This is a genomic window from Nostoc sp. DedVER02, from assembly GCF_034530675.2.
Taxonomy (GTDB): domain Bacteria; phylum Cyanobacteriota; class Cyanobacteriia; order Cyanobacteriales; family Nostocaceae; genus Nostoc.
Genome location: NZ_JAVRCP020000008.1, coordinates 16,165 through 36,665, shown reverse-complemented (window position 1 = coordinate 36,665; position 20,501 = coordinate 16,165). Strand labels below are relative to the sequence as shown.

General features: G+C 40.1%; 19 protein-coding genes. 10 read left to right on the top strand and 9 right to left on the bottom strand.

All coding sequences use genetic code 11. From position 1 onward, the window contains the following. The first annotated feature begins 5 nt into the window (after positions 1 to 5). Positions 6 to 776: a hypothetical protein gene (locus RMZ41_RS11075; protein WP_322642011.1), complete on the top strand. Its 771-nt coding sequence runs from the start codon at positions 6 to 8 to the stop codon at positions 774 to 776. Here RMZ41_RS11075 and RMZ41_RS11070 read toward each other — a convergent pair. After that, positions 773 to 1,018: a hypothetical protein gene (locus tag RMZ41_RS11070; RefSeq protein WP_322642012.1), complete on the bottom strand. Its 246-nt coding sequence runs from the start codon at positions 1,016 to 1,018 to the stop codon at positions 773 to 775. The genes RMZ41_RS11075 and RMZ41_RS11070 overlap by 4 nt on opposite strands. 264 nt (positions 1,019 to 1,282) lie before the next feature. Here RMZ41_RS11070 and RMZ41_RS11065 point away from each other — a divergent pair, with 264 nt between their 5' ends. Further along, complete coding sequence (locus RMZ41_RS11065) at positions 1,283 to 2,071, top strand: response regulator transcription factor (RefSeq protein WP_322642013.1); 789 nt, start codon at positions 1,283 to 1,285, stop codon at positions 2,069 to 2,071. 4 nt (positions 2,072 to 2,075) lie between these two features. Here the strand turns inward: RMZ41_RS11065 and RMZ41_RS11060 are convergent, their stop codons facing one another. From RMZ41_RS11060 to RMZ41_RS11050, 3 genes are read right to left on the bottom strand one after another with little or no spacing between them, the layout of a single operon-like run. Further along, positions 2,076 to 2,696 (bottom strand): DUF6753 family protein, encoded by a 621-nt coding sequence (locus RMZ41_RS11060; RefSeq protein ID WP_322642014.1) that lies wholly within the window; start codon positions 2,694 to 2,696, stop codon positions 2,076 to 2,078. 55 nt (positions 2,697 to 2,751) lie between these two features. Next, entirely contained in the window at positions 2,752 to 3,558 is an 807-nt protein-coding gene (locus tag RMZ41_RS11055; protein ID WP_322642015.1) for a hypothetical protein, read from the bottom strand. 23 nt (positions 3,559 to 3,581) lie between these two features. Beyond that, positions 3,582 to 4,511: a chromosome partitioning protein ParA gene (locus RMZ41_RS11050; protein WP_322642016.1), complete on the bottom strand. Its 930-nt coding sequence runs from the start codon at positions 4,509 to 4,511 to the stop codon at positions 3,582 to 3,584. A 380-nt stretch (positions 4,512 to 4,891) separates the two neighbouring features. On the opposite strand from RMZ41_RS11050, the gene RMZ41_RS11045 reads away from it, so the two are divergent. The 6 genes from RMZ41_RS11045 (at position 4,892) to sigB (ending at position 13,086) form a co-directional block, all read left to right on the top strand. Then, the gene (locus tag RMZ41_RS11045; RefSeq protein ID WP_322642017.1) at positions 4,892 to 5,479 is read left to right on the top strand and encodes a hypothetical protein; all 588 of its coding nucleotides are present in this window, start codon (positions 4,892 to 4,894) and stop codon (positions 5,477 to 5,479) included. 407 nt (positions 5,480 to 5,886) lie between these two features. Beyond that, on the top strand, positions 5,887 to 5,988 hold the full coding sequence (locus RMZ41_RS11040; protein WP_368736700.1) for a tail fiber protein: 102 nt from the start codon (positions 5,887 to 5,889) through the stop codon (positions 5,986 to 5,988). A 42-nt stretch (positions 5,989 to 6,030) separates the two neighbouring features. Then, the gene (locus RMZ41_RS11035; protein WP_322642018.1) at positions 6,031 to 7,719 is read left to right on the top strand and encodes an efflux RND transporter periplasmic adaptor subunit; all 1,689 of its coding nucleotides are present in this window, start codon (positions 6,031 to 6,033) and stop codon (positions 7,717 to 7,719) included. 225 nt (positions 7,720 to 7,944) lie between these two features. After that, the gene (locus RMZ41_RS11030; protein ID WP_322642019.1) at positions 7,945 to 8,571 is read left to right on the top strand and encodes a class I SAM-dependent methyltransferase; all 627 of its coding nucleotides are present in this window, start codon (positions 7,945 to 7,947) and stop codon (positions 8,569 to 8,571) included. Positions 8,572 to 8,631: 60 nt separating this feature from the next. Next, positions 8,632 to 11,787 carry an efflux RND transporter permease subunit gene (locus tag RMZ41_RS11025; RefSeq protein ID WP_322642020.1) on the top strand — a complete coding sequence of 1,052 codons (3,156 nt, stop codon included), beginning with the start codon at positions 8,632 to 8,634 and terminating at the stop codon, positions 11,785 to 11,787. A 300-nt stretch (positions 11,788 to 12,087) separates the two neighbouring features. Continuing rightward, positions 12,088 to 13,086: a sigma-70 family RNA polymerase sigma factor SigB gene (sigB, locus tag RMZ41_RS11020; RefSeq protein ID WP_322642021.1), complete on the top strand. Its 999-nt coding sequence runs from the start codon at positions 12,088 to 12,090 to the stop codon at positions 13,084 to 13,086. A gap of 29 nt (positions 13,087 to 13,115) precedes the next feature. Here the strand turns inward: sigB and RMZ41_RS11015 are convergent, their stop codons facing one another. The 5 genes from RMZ41_RS11015 to RMZ41_RS10995 form a co-directional block, all read right to left on the bottom strand. Continuing rightward, the gene (locus RMZ41_RS11015; protein ID WP_322642022.1) at positions 13,116 to 13,733 is read right to left on the bottom strand and encodes a hypothetical protein; all 618 of its coding nucleotides are present in this window, start codon (positions 13,731 to 13,733) and stop codon (positions 13,116 to 13,118) included. 84 nt (positions 13,734 to 13,817) lie between these two features. Continuing rightward, a complete protein-coding gene (locus RMZ41_RS11010) occupies positions 13,818 to 14,492 on the bottom strand; it encodes a cation diffusion facilitator family transporter (protein WP_322642023.1) in 675 nt (224 codons plus the stop codon). Positions 14,493 to 14,571: 79 nt separating this feature from the next. Then, entirely contained in the window at positions 14,572 to 14,949 is a 378-nt protein-coding gene (locus RMZ41_RS11005) for a hypothetical protein (protein ID WP_322642024.1), read from the bottom strand. Between the two features lie 204 nt (positions 14,950 to 15,153). Beyond that, positions 15,154 to 16,077 carry a cation diffusion facilitator family transporter gene (locus RMZ41_RS11000; RefSeq protein WP_322642025.1) on the bottom strand — a complete coding sequence of 308 codons (924 nt, stop codon included), beginning with the start codon at positions 16,075 to 16,077 and terminating at the stop codon, positions 15,154 to 15,156. 3 nt (positions 16,078 to 16,080) lie between these two features. Further along, complete coding sequence (locus RMZ41_RS10995) at positions 16,081 to 18,882, bottom strand: heavy metal translocating P-type ATPase (protein WP_322642026.1); 2,802 nt, start codon at positions 18,880 to 18,882, stop codon at positions 16,081 to 16,083. 133 nt (positions 18,883 to 19,015) lie between these two features. On the opposite strand from RMZ41_RS10995, the gene RMZ41_RS10990 reads away from it, so the two are divergent. Next, positions 19,016 to 19,420, top strand: coding sequence for a metalloregulator ArsR/SmtB family transcription factor (locus RMZ41_RS10990; protein WP_322642027.1), 405 nt, complete (start codon positions 19,016 to 19,018; stop codon positions 19,418 to 19,420). A 394-nt stretch (positions 19,421 to 19,814) separates the two neighbouring features. Then, the gene (locus RMZ41_RS10985) at positions 19,815 to 20,432 is read left to right on the top strand and encodes a TMEM165/GDT1 family protein (RefSeq protein ID WP_322642028.1); all 618 of its coding nucleotides are present in this window, start codon (positions 19,815 to 19,817) and stop codon (positions 20,430 to 20,432) included. Positions 20,433 to 20,501: the final 69 nt, after the last annotated feature.

The window sequence follows — 20,501 nt, the reverse complement described above, 5'->3', positions numbered from 1 at the left end:
TTAGTATGAAAGAACTAATCGAACTTCCAGTAGAAGGTTTAACTCCAGCTATGCAAGCCAGTCTCCTCAGAGAATTGATCAAACAGCTTAACATCCCTGATGATAAATTTGAAGAATCTGCAAAAAAGCCTCCAACTGCTGAGGAAACAAAAGAGGCTGTGCTAAGGTTGAATTCGGAAATTAACAGAATCAGTGAAGTAGTGCAAGATGAAGCAAAAGTAAACTCTACAGAACTTGAACCTATCACTTTTGTTCATCAAGTTAATCAAGAGTCAACTTTACAAGCCGAAGCAAGCCAGTTCACAGGAACAACGATTGAACCAGAGGTTGTAAAAAACCCCACAAATAAAAATGACGACAATAATGGCAACCCAGTAGAAGAGAGTCCAGAAGATAGAGTACAATCTCTTACCGCCGATTCTCAAATTAGACAGTTTGTTATTCCTGTAATTTTAGACCGCTTAGATATATTTGGAAAAGCAGATAAAGAGACACAATGTATCATTTATAAAAATGAAGAATATACTGCAAATCTAAAATTAGAACAAGATTCGCAAACTCTTAGCCTTGATAGAAATTTGCCTAATTACGAAGAAAGTCGAGAAGCACTCTTGGCATCTCGTGACAATAACTCAGAAGAGTACTCTATCACCATTAATAATCTGACCAAAGAGGAATTTGAACGTTTCAAGACTCTGTTCAATGAGCAACAAGCATGCCGCGAACAGAGTCAACAACAATTAAAAAACCAGGATTCTGCTAAAGAGCTAGATTAAATCAACCCAAACCACACACCATACATAAAAGCTATAAATCCAAAAACCAGCTTTTTATTAAAACTCAGGGGGGTCTTAGGACAAATAACAACCGCAACAGCAAAATAGTAAAAAGACGCAGTAAAGTCAAACAAACTCGTCGGGTTAACAGGCAATCTGCCTAACCCGACCAAACATAGCATCCCCATTAAAGACCAAACAACAATCTTTTCTATCCATCCTAAAAGTTTATCGCTCTTCATAAAAAATTATCTATTCCTCTATCAATTCGCTGATAGCTATTAAAACCAGTACTGATAAATAAAATCATCTAGTCAATATATTGCTTAATGAAAACTACACAAACCACCCAATCACTTTGTAAAGTTTTTACGAATAATAGTAAAAACTTTAAATAAGCTAATTAAATTATAGGAATTGTAAAGATTAAAAAATCTAAAAAAGGTAAGTGTTATAAGTATTATTATCAGAAACAATAACAATACCAAACCAAAAAAGCATATAATATGAAACCTATTAATGTTGTCATCATTGAAAATGAGAACATATCTAGGATTGGCGCGGCAACAATATTATCTGAAACTGGTAAAATCCAAGTCTGTGGCCTTGCCAAATACGGAAAGCAAGGAATAGAAATTGTTGACACAGAAAAGCCAGATATCGTAATTATAAATATTGATTTACCTGATATCGATGGCATTGATGTAATAAGTGTAATTAAATCCAAACACGCATCGATTAAAATCGTGGTTATGACTGCAAATAGCAGTCGAGATACCATTAACGCAGCAATTAGTAATGGCGCAGACTGCTACTACTGTAAAAATAGTGTTAGAGAAGAAGTGGGAGAAAGATTCGTTGAAGCAGTAATGGCTGCATACAATAATGAATCATGGATTGACCCAACTATTAATCGCATTCTAATTGATAGTCTCAGGTTAAATGAGACACCCGATAGAAATACACTAGATTTATTAAGTGATTTCTCTAATAAAGAAATAACAGTTCTTAAATTAGCTGCCGGAGGCATGAAAAATAATGAAATTGCTAATGTCATGTATGTTTCTGAAGGTACAGTAAGGTCATATCTACATAACTCATTTATTAAGCTAGGAGTTAAAGATAGGTTAAACGCTATCCGCGAAGCAATCCGCCTGGGAATCCTTAGCTTTACAGACATGAAAATTGAAGAAGAAGTTACTCAAGAAAACCACACAAGAGTCAAAACCAACCAAAATAGTCAAAAGGATACAGCTAAAACGAGTAATAAAGGATATAAAGGCTGGGTTGCCTAGAAAATTAATCAACAGCAATTATGCAGCCACCTGAATACTTCTTCTGCTGACGGCAAGTTTTAATAATGGCAGCGTTTCTAACATAAATACTACGTGCTAGCTTACCTTCATTGGACTTAGCCCAATCCAGAAGCTTTTTATCTTCGGGTTGTAAAATAGCAGTTCCAGAAGCCGCCTGCTGAAAAGTTACACTTCCAGCAATAGTCTTGTATGTAAAAACACCAATTGCAGCTCCTAAAGCCAGTACAAAACCCAACACTCCCGCTACTTGTGCCAATCGCCAATTATTTACACCTAAGAGAGGCAACGCCCCGCCAGCTTGCTTAGTCATCTTAACTAAATCCTTAGCCGCTTGGGCGATCGCACTCTTTTGTTGTTGTATTGCCACTTTAGAAGCACTATTAAGCTTATCGTCTACCATGTCAGTCCAACCCACCACAAGGGAGTCAAGTCTACCTGGTAGTTGCTGCAACGCAAATTGAGTTGTACCCAGTTCCGCATATAGGTTAAACAAGGGGTCATCAGGTCGAACACCCAATTTCAGTATCCAATCAGTAACCTCTGCTTTTTTTTCTTCAGAATATTCTGCAACAACTTTTTCAACAACTTTTGCAATATTGGTCATAGGTTGTTTAAACAGTCAATTTAAAGTCTCACTTTCAATTTGGTAAAGCCAATACTTACCATTTCTCAGATTCAATATCTTCAGTTACATCAAGATTGGAAGGACTTTGTTTACTTACACCCGTAGAAACTAATTCTGCACAGTTGATACTCAAACCTAGATAATTAGAAGCTATTCCATTAGAAACAATAGAGTTATGAAAATTCTCCATCCAGTTGAATACTATCGAACGCTGAATAGTATTAAGAGAAGAGTTAGTTTCAATCAGTTGAGCATAAGGTAAACAAGTATCCTCAAGCAACTGGTAAAAGTCATTATGCAATCCACCTAAAACTAGTTCCAAGCCGTTTAATTTTTTAATAGCAGCTTGGAATTCACTCCCCTCATAGTATCGAAATTGCTTGCCAAAGTAATGATTTTGGATAACAACATAGTCAACCTGACTACCAAAATGCTGGTATAAATCCTGAAGATAATCTTCAACACAGTCTTTACGGTGTGATATCGGGTGCAAGAAAGTAACACGATATCCTAGACAATTAAGATTTTCTATCAGTGAAACATCTCTATCAAAAAACTTGAATTCTCGAAGATTTTGACCTGGCATATCAGTCAAAATCACTTCAATTTTCGGAAACATTTCTAAGTCGAGTAATAACCTATCAGAATCACCCCTAGAGAATCCCAAATGGTTTATCTCAAAGCGTTGTGTTTGATACATCGATAGCTTATTGCGATGCCCGTGGTAGAAAACACGCACATTGAGTTTATTCTTCAAGTACAACTCTAGCAAGAGCCTAGAAGCTGTAGACTTACCTACACGAGCATCACCCGATGTAATCACAAAACGCTTTCTAAACATAATAAACTAAGCAAACTACTAAATTAAGCAGCTATATTTTCAGATTGTAAATTTGAATCTTGATTTCTAGCTTTTTCTTTTTCTTCATTTTCTCTAAGCTCTTTAGACTTTTCAACAACTGCTGGATAGTAACAATCATCTGGTTGTATATCAAAGCCTAATAAATTAAATGCTGGCTTAATTTGCGCTTCAAACTCAGCAAGCCAAGATTTAATTCTTGACTTAATCACAATATTTGTTGCTTTATGAGTCTGACCTTCGTTAAACGTCAAAGCATGGCGGTCAATAAAGTCGTAAGACTTGTAGAATAAATCTGGCATCACAAGTTCTACCAAACCTTCTGCAAGCATATTTTGACGTAGAAAAGCGTCATTATAACGCTCAAATTTTTCTTCTTCACCATGAAATAAATTCTTGACAACAATATAATCTACTTGGTCTTTACAAAGTTCGCGCAGTTTTTCTAGAACATTTATTGAATCAAGAACCCTACTAATCACTGAAACCATCGTAACTCGACAATTAATATCGGTTTTAAGCACTTCAAAAAATGAAAGTTCCTTGACATAACTTTCAAAAAAGCCTCCCGACTGTGCTGGCAAGTCTAATAATGTAATAGGGCAATCACTCTCATCTAAATTAATTAATAAATCGTCAGCACCACCCCTATGAAAAATGTCGATGTAACGTATTATAGGTCGGTAATCTTTTTTGAAATATCTTTCTAGCTGAGGATTTCTTAAGTCAGCTTCATAAGTAACACTGGGTAAATTTTTATTGATATAAAGTTGAAATAGCGCTCTTGCAAAAGTGCTTTTTCCTACACCACCTTTATCACCTGTGACAATTATTAACCGCTTTTGAGGTTTACTATCAGTGTTTAAGGAAATATTACTATTGGTTGTATTATTATCAGACATGACTTTTTTACCTTTGCTTCTATTTTGAGACATAACAATCCTCTACAAAGCGAATACACTTTGTTAATGTAAATTCAAATTCTTAACCATTATGTTGAAAAAACTATTTCATATATAAAGTAGGCACTAATTTTAGATAAGTGATTATATTACTTCTATTGTGTAACCTCAATTTCAAAAAGCCAATCAACAAAATTTCAATATTTAAACAACATTTGTTGATATGTAAACTACTAACAAATTTCATGTAGTTTGCTTCAATGTTTATAAAGAAGCAAATAGATTGTAAGACTAGATACAATTACTTGTAGTAAAAATTAGTTGAGTAAGTCCATAATAATTACGTAATTTTTCAGAAAAAATATAGTGTTTACTAAGCAACTGAGGTACAATCAAATCTTTTTTATCAAGGGTTGCTACAACTCTTTCTTGGTGCTGTACTTAACCGGCTTGAACGTAATAATCAAGTCAAAGAATTAACAAAATTATTAATTGCTAGTAGTCAGGAGCAACAACAAGGTTTAGAAGCATTGGATATTAATAACGAGGAGCAAGCTTTATTTTTAGTGTTCTTAGAATTTGGGTTGAATCCTGCTTCTGTTCAGTCCAATTTTTTACCAATGTTATCTTTGCCAGAAGATTTAAAAAAAGCAATTCGTCATCAAGAACTGAAAGGCGCTCACGCATTGGCATTAGCAACATTGTCATCAAAAATATTGAAAATTTCCGAACAAGAAGCAGCTATAGAACGAATAAAAGCAACAGAACAGGTATTAAATGAAAGTTTAACTGTACCTGAGACACGCGATTTAGTTAAGAACATTAAAGCTAAGTATTTAACATCAGAACAATCAGAATCGAAAGAAGTAAAAGTAATTATTCAAAAAATCAGTAGTGGATTATCTGAGATAACTTTAGCTAATGCTAGTCGAGAACAACTTCAATCTTTACAAGAAATCTTGTCACAGAAATTAAATGAAATTGGTAAGTTAATCGGATAAAACTTTTTTTGTTATTTGGACTATGGTTATGATAAACCTCTAAATTACCTACAAACTATTCAAAAATTAGAAATTTTGGCGTATCCCACGATACAACTATACCATTCAACTAGAAATTGCAACGCCTGGGATGCCCAGTCAGTTGGCTGCACGTCATAAAACTGATTTATAAAATAACCTACCTAAATTTACACCTTGAGAGGGACGAAAAAAATCGACGAATTTAGGTGTAGATAAAAGAAACTGCGACATTTATTCGGCTGTCAAAGCTGGCTTCTGTTGGAGAGCAAATGCCAGTAGATACCGTGCTGTATGTTCATTACCAACAAATAACTTTTGTTTGAATGCTAATCGCCCGTTTTAATTTCATCTCAATTTCATATCTGTGTGAAAAACTATTAAGTTAAGTGGTTAAGTTGGCTTCGCGAACAAATTCCAAGAGCGAAACGCTAGCTTGCTTGCCAAAAGCGGTTCCCCAAATCCCGCTTAAAAAGTCAACCAACGTCTAAGCAAAAATCTACACCATAGTAACTCAAGGACACAAAATAGCGATGGGAATCTCTAACAGTCTCCAACCACCTACAGTAATTCGTTGTGTTTCCGGCACACTCATGAGCCTTTTATTATTGACAACTCCCACGGCTGTGTTAGCTGGTGCTGGACACGATCATACCGGCGGAAGTTCATTTCAGGGTAGTGGAAGCGAAGCAAGTGGTTCTGTCGAAGTTGATGCCGAAACCGCCCAGAGGCTAGGAATTAAAGTCGAGCCAGTGAAACGGCAACGGCTGGCTTTGGGTATTAAAAGCACTGGACAGATTGAAACCTTACCTAGCCAAAAAGTGGAAGTGAATACCCCAATTACAGGGGCAAAAGTAGTTGAATTGTTGGTGGAACCCGGTGCTGTAGTTAAAAAAGGTCAACCCCTTGCCGTTGTCACTAGTCCCGATCTGGTGGAGTTACGGGTTAGTTCCCAAGAAAAACGAGCGGAAGCTATAGCTTCTTTGCAGCAAGCGCAAGCCGATTCCAGATTAGCTCAACAAAATTATCAAAGGTATTGGCAAATATCTAACGCCGACATTGCCCAAGCACAAAGCCAGGTAGCATTTGCTGAAGAAAAATATAATAAGGATTTACAGTTAGCTAATGAAGGCGCTTTACCACGTCGCAACGCGCTCGAATCTCAAACACAATTAGCGGAAGCAAAAGCCAAACTCACCTCAGCTAACAGCAGACGAGATGTCATTGAAAGCGAAGCTCAAATGAAACGCGCTCAGTCTGCTGTTCAAGTAGCACAAGAGCGTTTACGTCTTAGTGATTCTGCTTATAATACTAGACTGCAACAAATAGGGAACCGTCCTAACGCTAAGGGATTGGTGACAGTGACTGCTCCCATCTCCGGTAAAGTTGCCGATCGCCAAGTTACCCTTGGTCAAACTTTTAATGATGCAGGTGGCACACTCATGACTATTGTCAACGATAGTCGGGTTTTTGCCACAGCCAATATTTATGAAAAAGATTTAGACAAAGTAAAAGTAGGTCAAAGAGTAAGTCTAAAAGTTGCTAGCTTACCAGACCGTACCTTCTCTGGAAAGATTACACAGATTGGTGCGGTAGTACAAGGGGAAACACGGGTTGTCCCAGTACAAGCTGAAGTAAATAACCCAGGCGGACAACTCAAACCTGGAATGTTTGCGGAATTGGAGGTACTAACAAACCAATCATCCGCACCTATCTTGGCGGTTCCTAGCTCGGCTGTAGTCGATGCGAATGGGAAAAAAATGGTCTACGTCCAAAATGGTAATGCTTTCCAATCTGCGGAAGTGACCTTGGGTCAAACCTCTGGGGACATGGTTGAGGTGAAAACGGGTTTGTTTGAAGGAGATGCGATCGTCACCCAACGTGCGCCCCAACTTTACGCTCAATCATTGCGGGGTGATAGTAAACCAGAAGAAGAAGAACACAACGAAGAAAGTGGTTCTCATGGAGAAGAAACTGAAGTTAAAACTAACAGTTTCCCACTACCTTTGTGGTTAACAGCAGGTGGAGGAGTAGCACTTGTGACAGTTGCTTTCATGGGAGGTGCTTTCTGGTCTAATCGTCGTACCCGTTCCCGTTTAGTACCAGCAGGTAATTTAGAGTACGACGGGTTCAATTATGAAACAGAGGTTTATCTCGACAACCACAAGCAACCAACCCTGTCTACTTCTGATAAAAATGTTGAGGAGCACGATCGTCCTTGACATTCAGATGGTGGTTAGTAATTAGCAAAGTTGCAGATAATACCTGAAGTTTGGTTCTGTTAGATTTTCTAATATCAAACTAACCTACCGCAAAACTATTTAGATTCTGAACATACAGTTTATAAATCTCATGCTTTAGGCGCAGAGAGTATAAGAATGTAGTTTGTTCATATCCTATTTAGGAATACTGTAAATTTATAAAAATCATCAAGTTCCTGTGTACCTATGAGTGAGACAGTAGTTCGCCAGCAGTATGACAAAATGGCGCATTTCTATGACCAGAGGTGGAATACTTATATTACCAAGACACTTACTTTTCTCAAAACTTCGGCGCATATCTCACCACAAGCCACAATTCTTGATGTCGCCTGTGGAACAGGGGAATTTGAGCATTTACTACTCAATGACAATCCAACACAACAGATTATGGGAGTAGATATTTCTGAAAATATGCTGCTGGTTGCTAAACATAAATGTCGTAATTACCTTAATGTCTCGTTTTTCACTGCATCTGCATCGGCATTACCTTTTCGTTGTAGCAGTTTTGATGTAGTTGTATCTGCTAATTCGTTTCACTATTTTGATGATCCCGATGCTGCATTGGCGGAAATGAAAAGGGTTCTCAAGCCTGATGGTAAATTAGTAATTTTGGATTGGTGCAGAGATTATATTTTGTGTAAAATATGCGACTTTTTATTGAAAGTATTTGATTCAGGACACAAGCAGTGTTACTCCCAAGCTGAATTTCATCAACTGCTTACTTCCTCAAACTTTGAAATCTGTAGGGCAACTAAAGTTCGCTTTGGGTTGATTTGGGGCTTAATGCTAGCAACAGCCACACCTAATATTTAAATTTTTCACTCGTTTATCACAAAGAAACAAAACCTTCGCCATTTCTTAACCAAAAACCAAATGATTAGTACAGTTGCTAGATGGGTAATTTATCGACGCTGGCTCGTAGTAATTGCTGCGCTCATTTCCACATTAGTCATCATCTTTAATACCATCCCCAAAATGCCGCTGGATGTTTTTCCAGCCTTTGCACCTCCCCAAGTCGAAATTGAGACAGCAGCCCCTGGACTAGCGCCAGAAGAAATCGAATCTTTGGTGACATTACCAATTGAAAGTACCATTAATGGAACTCCAGGCTTAACCACCGTTCGTTCCTCTTCTTCAGCAGGACTTTCTGTAGTCAGAGTTGTTTTTGGCTGGGGAACAGATATCTTTCAAGCCCGCCAGTTGATACAAGAACGACTGCAACAAGCCATAAGCAAGCTACCAGAAGGAGTCGAAACCCCACGAATTGCCCCCACAAGCTCCCCCATCGGTACTGTATTAAAGTACGCCTTGACTGTGGAAGGGGAAGGCAATAACCAATCTGCTACTAAAATCGACCTCATGGAAGTCCGCAGAATTGTTGATTGGCAAGTGACGAATCGCCTCTTAGCAGTTCCCGGTGTCAGTCAGGTACTTGTGTATGGCGGCGATGTGCGTCAGTATCAAGTGTTAGTAGACCTCAATAAACTACAAGCTTTTAATGTATCTTTACAACAGGTAAGTGAAGCCGTACAAGCGGCAAATGTCAATGCTCCTGGTGGCTTTTTGACTACTCCTGACAAACAAACTTTAATTCGGGGAATTGGGCGGATTGAATCCCTTGATGATCTTCAACAATCTGTCATTGTCGCCCGTCAAGGAACGCCCGTCCGCTTGGGAGATGTCGCCGAAGTGCAAATTGGTGGTGCTGTGAAAATCGGCGATGGTAGTTTAAATGGGAAAGATGCTGTTGTGGTGATGGTGAATAAACAACCCCTAGCTGATACTCCCACCGTCACCCGCGCAATTGAAGCCGCAATATCTGAGCTAAAAGCAGGTTTACCGAAAGGAATTAAAGTAAATCAAACCTTCCGCCAAGCAGATTATATCGATGCTTCGGTGGAAAATGTCAGGTCAGCCTTGGTGGAAGGTAGTATCATTGCAGCAGTTATCCTCATCCCTTTTTTAATGAATTGGCGGACTCTGGGAGTTGTGCTGTTGAATTTTGCCCTGACTTTTATATTTTCATTGCAAGTATTATCTTTTTTGGGCTTGGGGCTGAATACAATGACTTTGGGAGGATTAGCGATCGCCATTGGTACAGCGATCGATGATGCCATTGTCTATGCAGAAAATGTTTTTCGTTTGTTGCGACAAAATAAATACTCTCCCAACCCTAATCCAGTACTGGAAATTGTTTTTGAAGGAGTACAGGAAGTCCAAGAATCTCTGATTGGGGCAACTTTAATTACTATTGTCGTCTTTTCTCCAATATTTGCCCTCGCTGGCGTGGAAGGTCGGATTTTTGGCCCGATGGGTCTTAGTTATCTGGTGGTAGTTATAGTTTCTAGCTTAGAAGCGCTGCTTGTAAGTCCGGCTTTGTGTGCAATTTTATTACCTCACGATAAAATGTCAGCAAGGGAACCCTTGATACCAAGAGTTTGCAAAAGGATTTATTACCTTTTTCTCGATTTTGCTATCAGCAATTCGGTAGTTGTTATTACTGTGGCTGCGGCGGGAATGATAGCAGCAATTATAATTTTCCCAACTTTAGGACGGGCATTTCTACCTGAATTTCAAGAATCAACTTTGGTAAATACTTTAGCACTTTACCCAGGTACATCTTTAGAAGCTACGAATAGTGCTGCTTTTGCTTTGGAAGATAAACTCAAAGACGACCCTAGATTAAAGTATATTCAATTACGCGCCGGACGCGCCCCCAACGATCCGGATGCTGCACCTGTGAATTTGGCTCACCTTGATATTGGGTTAAGTGACAAAGGAATGAAAACTCGCGCAGCTACTGTGGAATGGTTGCGGGAAGAGTTTAACAAAATACCAGGCGCTGCATCCAATATTGGTGGATTTATTTCTCACCGGATTGATGAAATTTTGTCTGGGGTGAGGAGTCAAATCGCAGTCAAAATTTTTGGTTCCGACTTAGAAGAACTCCGCAAGCTTGGAAAGCAAGTTGAAGACGCAATGAAATCTGTTTCGGGAATGGTAGATTTACAACTCGAACCACAAATTCCTATTGAACAAATTCAAATTAAGTTTGACCGGGTTGCTGCATCTCGTTATGGTTTAACTATTGGACAATTATCTAATATTATTGAAACTGCGCTTAATGGAAGAACAGTCTCTCAAGTTTTAGAGAAGCAACAAAGCTTTGATTTGGTTGTGTGGTTGCAACCACAGTATCGCAAAAATCTACAAACAATTGAGAATTTGTTAGTTGATACCCCTGATGGGAATAAAATTCCCTTAGCTAAAGTTGCTACGGTTGCCTATGGCACTGGGCCTAATACTATCAATCGGGAAAATGTTTCGCGTTTAATTGTGGTGTCTGCTAATGCTAAAGGCAGAGATTTGCGCTCTGTAGTGACAGATATTCAAAATCAAGTTAAGGCACAAGTGCAACTTCCTTCGGGTTATTTTATCCAATATGGAGGTCAATTTGAAGCAGAAGAACGAGCATCACAAAATATTCTGGTTTTCAGTGCTATTTCCTTTGTTGTGATTACAGTACTAATGTATCTTTCTGTGAAATCAATCGCTTCAACAGCAATGATTATGATTAACTTGCCCATTGCATTAGTGGGTGGAGTAATTGCGGTAGCTTTTACAGGTGGAGTTGTTTCTGTAGCCTCATTGGTGGGGTTTGTAACTTTGTTTGGTGTGGCTACTCGAAACGGATTATTATTAGTAGATAATTATACCTCAAAATTTGCGGTAGGTATGTCTTTAAAAGAAGTATTAATTGCTGGGTCAATGGAACGACTCAACGCTATTTTGATGACATCTTTAACTTCAGCTTTGGGTTTAGTTCCGTTGATAATTTCAGTGGGCCCAGGCAAGGAAATTTTGCAACCTCTTTCGATTGTAGTTTTAGGTGGGTTGTTTACTTCTACGGCGTTAACTTTGCTGGTTTTACCTGCTTTATATTCTAAGTTTGGTAGGTTTTTGTTACCTAAGCGAAGTGCGGTTGTTGTGGAAAATGGAAAGGTAGCGGGATCTGTGTTGGAAAATTGATTTTTGGGATAGGGATGAAATGCGAATTTTATAGCTTTCATCTTCTAAAACAATCAACTGTAAAAAATATTTAACCTTACTCTTATTTGTTAATATTCAAGATATTAAAAGCTTTAATAACTATGTCTCTTATTTAATAAACACCTTCACGTTTTTTCAATGTTTAATAAACTCCGTAAAACTTCACAATGAGGTGCTTCAGATAGAGATAGCGAGGAAGCTTGTAAGATTTCTCATTTCGATTAATTTATGTTTGTTTATGTAAATCTTTGAATTTATTCAATGGAGGATAACCTGCTCATGCCTAATTCAGCATCCCAAGTAACTAAACTTAAGAGCAAGAATAACGAATTTTCATCTACAGCAGATATAGTGCGTATCTATCTTCATCAAATTGGACGTATAGCTCTGTTAACCCATGAGCAAGAAGTTTTTTTTGCTAAACAAGTTCAGCAAATGATGACAATGCTGACTGCGAAGGAAGAACTATCTAAAAAATTACAGTGTGAACCTACGCTGCAAGAATGGGCTGACAAGATGCAGTTGCAAAAAGAAGTGCTGCTGCAACAACTAAGCCAAGGACAAATTGCCAAGCAGAAGATGATTCAGGCTAATCTGCGTTTGGTGGTGTCTATTGCTAAAAAATACCAGAAACGCAATGTTGAGTTTTTAGACTTAATTCAAGAAGGTACATTGGGGCTAGAACGAGGGGTAGAGAAATTTGATCCAACTCTGGGATACAAGTTTTCTACTTATGCTTACTGGTGGATTCGTCAGGGAATTACACGAGCTATAGCACAACAATCCCGCACCATTCGTTTACCCATTCACATGGTTGATAAATTAAACAAAATTAAGTGTGTCCAGCGAGAGTTATCTCAAAAGCTTGGTCACACTGCCGACGTGAGAGAAATCGCCCAAGCGCTTAATCTGGAACCCAGTCAGATTCGAGAATGTTTGCAGTTTGCTCGTCAACCTGTTTCCTTAGATATGGGAATTGGGCCTGAGCAGGATACTCAATTGCAGGATATGCTGGAGGATGATAGAATATCTCCCGAACGCTACGCCGAGCGAGAATTTTTCTATCAAGACATTCACAATCTACTAGCAAAGCTGACTCCCCAGCAAAAGGAAGTATTAATCTTACGCTTTGGTCTAGCAGATGGATACGAACTTACCTTAGTACAGATTAGTCAACGCATGGGCATTTGTCGGGAACGAGTGCGACAAGTTGAACAACAAGCTCTCACACTTCTACGAAGATATGGGATTAGCTCACGTAGCTATCTAGCTGGCTGATGCTCCTTAATTTTGAAAGTTTGTAGTAGTTATTTGACTTTCGCCCTTTGCTTCATCCACCAAAAGGTTCCCAAACCTGCAATCATAACACCGAGCGCCATAGCTCCAGTAAACCATTGATTTCCAGAGTTGGTTGACTGACTGGATGATAATTCTTGCTCAGTTTTTTGAGAACTTGTAACTGGTGCTGGTGTCGATGCTGCTACACCACTAGCTACTATTACCTCATACTGCATCTGGAAAGGTTGAAAATTACTTTCGACTTTGGGAGTGCAACCTAACTCTAACTGATAAGCTCCTGTCTTAGGAAAAACAACATCTGCACCAGGAATACCCTGATATCTCTCAACTGAAATCGCTTGCACCGTAGGCTGTAGTACAGGCGAATCTTTCTGTTTACGAGGTTGAGAGTAGACAGCCATTTGGCAATTCGCCTCCGACACTGGCAAGATTTTCCCTCCCTTGCGGGTAAGTGCAATCCAGACTTTCGCTGTTTCTCCTGCTTTGGGACTGTGATTTGGTTCAACGTGCCAAGTACCAGCCACATCCCCCGATAGTTTAATGTTATGTGCTAACACTGGGGTGACAAGCAGTGACAGAAATACCGCTCCCATCAAGCTTATATTGATCTTTGATTGGTGTGACATTGTGGTGTACGGCAGATGGTAGTCGAATTCTTAACTATGGCGATCGCTTCTGTCAACAGACAAAGTGTCAGACTGAACCGAACGTCATAGCTTGCAAGTAAGTTGAAACTGCCTCAGACTATCTTGAATTAGAGAAATAGCACTGATGCTCAAAAACAAGGCAACCAGTAAACTAGCTACTGCATCTGCCCATAACCAATTAAAAAAATAAACACAACCAGCAGCCAGAATTACACCGAGAGAACTGCCAGCATCAGCAATCCCATGTAAGAGAACTCCCCGCAGATTCAAATCATGATGACTATATTTGTGTAATGGGTGGATAGTTAAACTGTTAATTACAATGCTCAAGGTAGCTACAGCCAGCATGGGTAAGCCTGATACAGGTTGAGGATTTTGAAGACGTTCCACAGCTTCTAAAGCAATGAAACCAGCTAAAGTTACTAAACTCACCCCATTTAGTAACCCTATCCAAGCTTCTATTTGCTGGTACTTAAAATTCGTTTCAACTGAAGATTGACGCTCTGTTAACCAAACTACTAACACTGTCAATCCCAAAGTCACCACATCGGAGAATAGGTGTCCCGAACCTGCTAAAAGTGACAGGCTACCTCCCCAAAGTCCAACTCCTAATTCTATTAAAAATAGGCTACTCCGCAGCCCGAAAATTACCCAAAGTAAATTTAATTTTTGCGTATAATCTACAGTTTTGGTGTAGGAATGATGGGAACGTTGTAATTTTTGGTTGGTAAAACTCATCTTTATTTTTTACATTCAAAGCTTCTAATTTAAAAATTGAGGATAAATGAAAATTAAAGCAATGGAATATAATAGATACTCAACGATGTTTTAATGTCGGTGACAGTATTGAATACATTTGAAATAGCCGAATATAAAGCCTAGCATCTTTGTGTTGTTGCCACTCAATCCAGGCAATTACCCACTGAAGTTTGCTATGCACTAATAACCAATACCAAAGACGTTCGCTCCAAGTATCTAAATCCTGGGGTACTGTAACATTTAAGTGTAATAACCGGATGGCGTAGGTAATAGCAGATTTCTCGGCATTTCTAGCAAGGATGAGTAACAATTGTCGTCGATATGCTAAAGCTTCCCGTTCAGCCAAGGCTTGGTAAAGACGGAATGCAGATCGTTTATGACGATAACTGCGTTGGAGTCTAAAACATAGGAGCGATCGCAGCATATCTTTGTCCATAAAATTTACCGTCTTAGTTAAGAGTAAATTGCAGAACGAGGAGATAGAAAGAGAAACAGAAATTTTTTATTGATCCAGATGCTCTTGTGTTTCAATTTACCGATTACCATGACCAAGCAAATAAACCTTTCCCCTTTTACCAGACTTACACTCATTATGTTTGAATTGGTGAAATATAAGTTTATCCACCCTTACTTAATTAGTTCACACAACGTTTTCTTGAGCAAGAGGACATGGGTAACTCGGATCGCCAGTTTCTATCTGAAACGTGGTGTGTTCAATTCCAAAATGATCTTGAAGCTCTCGATTTACCTGGACTAAAAAAGCATCGCCGGGATGTCCTGTGGGCATTACCAAGTGAGCTGTAAGGGCTGTCTCTGTGGTACTCATACCCCAAATATGAAGGTCATGGACACCAGCTACATCGCGGAGTTCAACTAGGTAAGTACGGACGGCAAGCGGTTCAATGCCTGCTGGTACAGCATCTAATGCCAGGTCTAGAGAGTCTTTCAACAGTTGCCAGGTTCCAACTACCACTACGACAACGATAATTAAACTCACAACTGGATCAAACCACAACCAGCCAGTGAAAACAATGGCAATGCCAGCTAATACAACCCCCAACGAAACTCCGGCATCAGCCGCCATGTGCAGAAATGCTCCTCGAATATTTAAGTCCTTTTGACGACCGGACATAAACATCAAGGCAGTAACTGTGTTGATGATAATTCCTACTACAGCAACACCGATGACTGTACCTCCCGATACTGAGCTAGGTTCGCTAAAGCGGCGAACTGCTTCCCAAGCGATCGCACCCATCGCTAGGAGGAGAACAAGTGCGTTAATCAGAGCCGCCAAAATTGAGGAACGACGCAATCCGTAGGTATGCCGTCGGGTTGGTGGTCGTAGGGTGAGGGCACTTGCTCCCCAAGCTAGTAGCAATCCCAATACATCACTCAAATTGTGACCAGCATCGGCAACCAAAGCAAGCGAGTTTGCTCGGTAGCCATAGACTGCTTCGACAATCACAAATCCGATATTCAGGGCAGTACCAATTGCGAAAGCGCGGTTGTAGTTGCCCTGTCCATGTTCGTGTCCCTGATGCTTATGGCTGTGGTCGTGTACCATTGCTTAATCCTTAACCGTCTTGGTTTTAAATAGCCGCATTCCATTTGCGGTAACTAATAAGGAAGTCCCTGTATCTGCTAAGACGGCTACAGCTAACCCAACAAATCCAAAGGTTCCCAACAGCAGAAACAAACCTTTTGTTACTAAAGAAAAGACAACATTCTGTTGAATTACAGATACAGTGCGACGGCTTAGTTCCACTGCATAAGCAAGTCGTCTGAGGTCACTTCCCACGATCACGACATCTGCTGTCTCCAAAGCAATATCTATTCCACCAACCGCAAAACTGATATCCGCAGCAGCAAGCGCAGGAGCATCGTTAATACCATCTCCAACCATCCCTACTACTCCTTTTTGGCGCAAGAGTTGAATTTCTTCAAGTTTATCTTCGGGTAGCAGTTCTGCTCGGTACTCTGTAATTCCAACTTGCTGGGCAATCTGCTTGGCAACAGCAGTGCGATCGCCTGTCAACATTACCAACCGCTTTAATCCAACCCGCCTCAATTGTCGCAGGGCTTCTGTAGCTTCCAAGCGAATGCCATCGGAAAGTGCGATCGCTCCCAATAACCCTTCATTTGTCCCTACCAACACCGGAATTTGACCGAGTTGTTCAATTTCAGCTAACAAAGATTCCGCTTCACCAGATAAGCGAATACCTTGGTCTAAAAACAACCTTTGATTGCCTATGAAGTACAACTGCTCCCTCAAGTTCGCCTGAATCCCTTTCCCAGGTAGTGCTGTAAATTTAATAGGTGCTTCTAACTCCATGCCTTGCTCATGAGCCTTGGCTACAATTGCCTTGGAGAGAGGATGCTCAGACTGTTGCTCAATTGAAGCTGCAATCTGTAACACCATGTTTGCGCTTACCTTGCCAAGGTCATAAACCTTCTGTACTATGGGTAGCCCTTGCGTAATCGTACCAGTCTTATCAAAAGCAAAAGTAGTCAAACGTCCGGCGGTTTCCAGCGCATTACCCCCTTTGAACAAAACGCCCTTACGAGTTGCTGCACCAATGGCGCTGACAATTGAAACAGGAGTAGAAATTACTAAAGCACAGGGGCAAGCTATTACTAACATCACTAGCGCCCGATAAACCCAGACGTTAAAAGGTTGAGCAAAAGCCAAGGGCGGAATCAAGGCAATGGCGATCGCAATCAAAATTACAATTGGGGTGTAGACAAGAGCAAACCGATCCACCCACTGCTGAGAAGGAGCGCGACTTCCTTGAGCTGATTCTACCAAATGAATAATTTTAGAAACAGTTGTATCACTAACAGTGTGAGTGACTTGAACTTCTAAAAAGCCTGATTGATTCAATGTTCCAGCAAAGACAGTATCGCCTTTTTCTTTATCTTCTGGAATTGACTCTCCTGTAATTGGCGATTGGTCAATGGCACTGCTGCCAGAAATAACTATGCCATCCAACGCCACGCGCCCTCCCGGTCGAAGCGTCAAAATTTCACCAACTTGAATGCTTTCAACGGGAACTGTAACTTCTTTATTCCCTCGCTTGACAGTAGCAGTAGGTGGAGTTAAATCCATGAGAGCGCTGATAGCATTGCGCGTGCGACCAAAGGTGAAAACTTGCAGTGTTGTACCCAAAGAAAACAAAAACAGGACTAGCGTCGCTTCAAACCAGTCCCCCAAAATTACTGCCCCAATAACTGATATGGTCATCAGCAGATTCATATCGGCACGGCGCAAGCACAACTCAAACAAACCTGCCCGTGCAATAGGATAGCCTGCAATTACTATGCCAATGCCATAAAAAGCCCTTGCTATCCAGATCGGTAATGCTAAATGTTGAGTCAGCAAACCCAGGACTAACCCCAATCCCGCTAAAATTACGCTCTGTCCTCGGCGGTTGTTAACCCAGAATTTCCAGCTTGCTGGGTCGCGTTTTTGAGTTGGTTTCGAGACTGAATTATCGTGGTCACGACTGTAGGTATGTTGATGAGAGCTTACCTCACCAATCTGTTCAAACGTATAACCCAGAGTCCGAACTCGGTCTGAAATTGTCTGTTCATTTACCTGTTGAGGGTCATAGGATACCTGCATTCTTTCAGTCGCAAAGCTAACCGATACCTCTAAAACTCCAGCGATTTGCTGCAAGCCAACCTCAACAGTTTTGGCACAGCTGCCACAATCCATCCCACCGACTTTTGCTTGTAGTTTTTGAGGAGAAGCTACTTCCAAATGCTCATGGTCGCTGTCATGGGAATGGGTGTGATGGTGGTCGTAGTTGCCATTACAGTCAGAGGTGTGATTATGGGGCTTTACTTCATGACTCTGTTCAACTGTATAACCTAAAGCTTTAACTTGGTCGTAAATTGTTTTTTCACTTACCTGTTGGGGGTCATAGGATACCTGCATTCTTTCAGTCGCAAAACTAACCGATGCCTCTAAAACTCCAGTGATTTGCTGCAAGCCAACTTCAACAGTTTTGGCACAGTTGCCACAATCCATCCCACCGACTTTTGCCTGTAACTTTTTACTAACGTCCGCTTTAACGTGGTCGTGATTATGGTCGTGTTCACCTTCACAAGAATTGCTGTGATTATGAGACTTTAGTTCACCACTCTGCTCAACTGTATAACCCAAGACAGTTATACGATTTATAATTTCAGCTTCTCTCAGGATCTCCGGGTTATATAAAACTTTGGCTTTTGCAGTTGCAAAGCTCACTGAAGCTTCCATCACACCGGGTAGCTGTTGCAAGCTGGCTTCAATCGTCTTAGCACAGCTTCCGCAGTCCATACCATCAACTTGCAAAAACTGGGTTTTGAAGGAAGGGGTTTTAGTCATGGGAGCTTTACATAAAAAACTACAAAGTTAACTTTCAATATCTTACTACAACAATTGAGAAACTATTCAATTGTACAATGATTCTCATTTTAGGTATGATTGGAATTGATAACCATTACCTACGCACAACACTATGAACAAGGGCAAGGCAAAACAAGACTTCGACAACCGACAAAACTCTGATGTGCCAAGCTGTGACACTCATTTGGTGCATTTAGATAATGTGCGTTCAACTCAAACGCAAATATTAGCAACTTCTAAAGCACAGCAAATAGCAGAAGTTTTTGCAATCCTGGCAGATCCGAATCGTCTACGCCTCCTCTCAGCTTTGGCTAACCAAGAGTTGTGTGTTTGCGATTTAGCCGCATTAACAAAAATGACCGAATCAGCTGTTTGTCATCAACTGCGATTATTTAAAGCGATGCGTTTAGTCAACTATCGTCGAGAAGGTAAGAATGTCTATTACAGTGTGGCTGACAGTCATATCATTAACCTGTACCGTTCTGTAGAGGAACATTTAGATGAATCAAATCTTTAATTGTCAAAATAGAATTTAGACAATAAATAAAAAGAATATGACTCAAAAATGAAAATAATATGAGTAAATACATCGTAATACAGAGTGTTTAGCTTTCAAAGCTATTTAGAAAAACTTTGCTATTTTATTTTTCTAATGTTACGATAGTTACTAATTGAAGGGGAGTAGCACCTGGTTACTTAACCAGTCGCCCAAATCAACATACTGGCAATTTGCCTGGTTTGGGTAGCAAGTTTTTAATATTTAGCTTAATCTAGGAACAAGATTGAGTTAAATATTTACTATTGATATGCGAGACCTTCACTAAGTTCACATTCCTTGTGAGCTTGGTGAAGTGTTAGTACTTTCATCAGGCTCACTCAGAGGAAGATGTTTAATTCTGAGGAGACTGAGTGTGTTAACAGCGTTTACGGCAGGTTTATTACTAATTACAATTTCTGAACTGGGTGACAAGACTTTCTTTATTGCCGTCATCTTGTCAATGCGCCATCCTCGGAACCTAGTTTTTGCTGGGGTCATTGGAGCATTAGCATCAATGACAGTTCTATCAGTTGCACTTGGGCGAGTTATTGCTTTTTTACCCAAAACTTATACCCATTATGCAGCTATTGGACTATTTTTACTGTTCGGTATCAAGTTGCTTTATGATGCAACTCAGATGTCAGCTAAAGCTGATGACGAGATTGTAGAAGAGGCAAAAGCAGCAGTTGAACAGAGTGAAAAAAATCTTAAAAATAGCAGTAGTACCGTAGCAGTGCTGTTAGAAAGTTTTTTCTTGACATTTCTGGCGGAATGGGGAGATCGCACTCAAATTGCTACAGTCACGCTAGCAGCGTCTAACGATACACTCGGCGTTACTCTGGGTGCGATCCTGGGACATACAATCTGCACTGTAATTGCTGTAATCGGTGGACGTTTAATTGCTGGGAAAATCTCTGAACGCACAATCACTACAATTGGTGGATTCCTATTCTTGGTCTTTGCAGTTGTTGCTATTTGGGAAGGAGCTTAGATAAGCTACCCCAGGCTGACGAAGTTTTGAGGCAGGGGTTTCTCCTCCTACCTCCTTTTGTACCCCTTT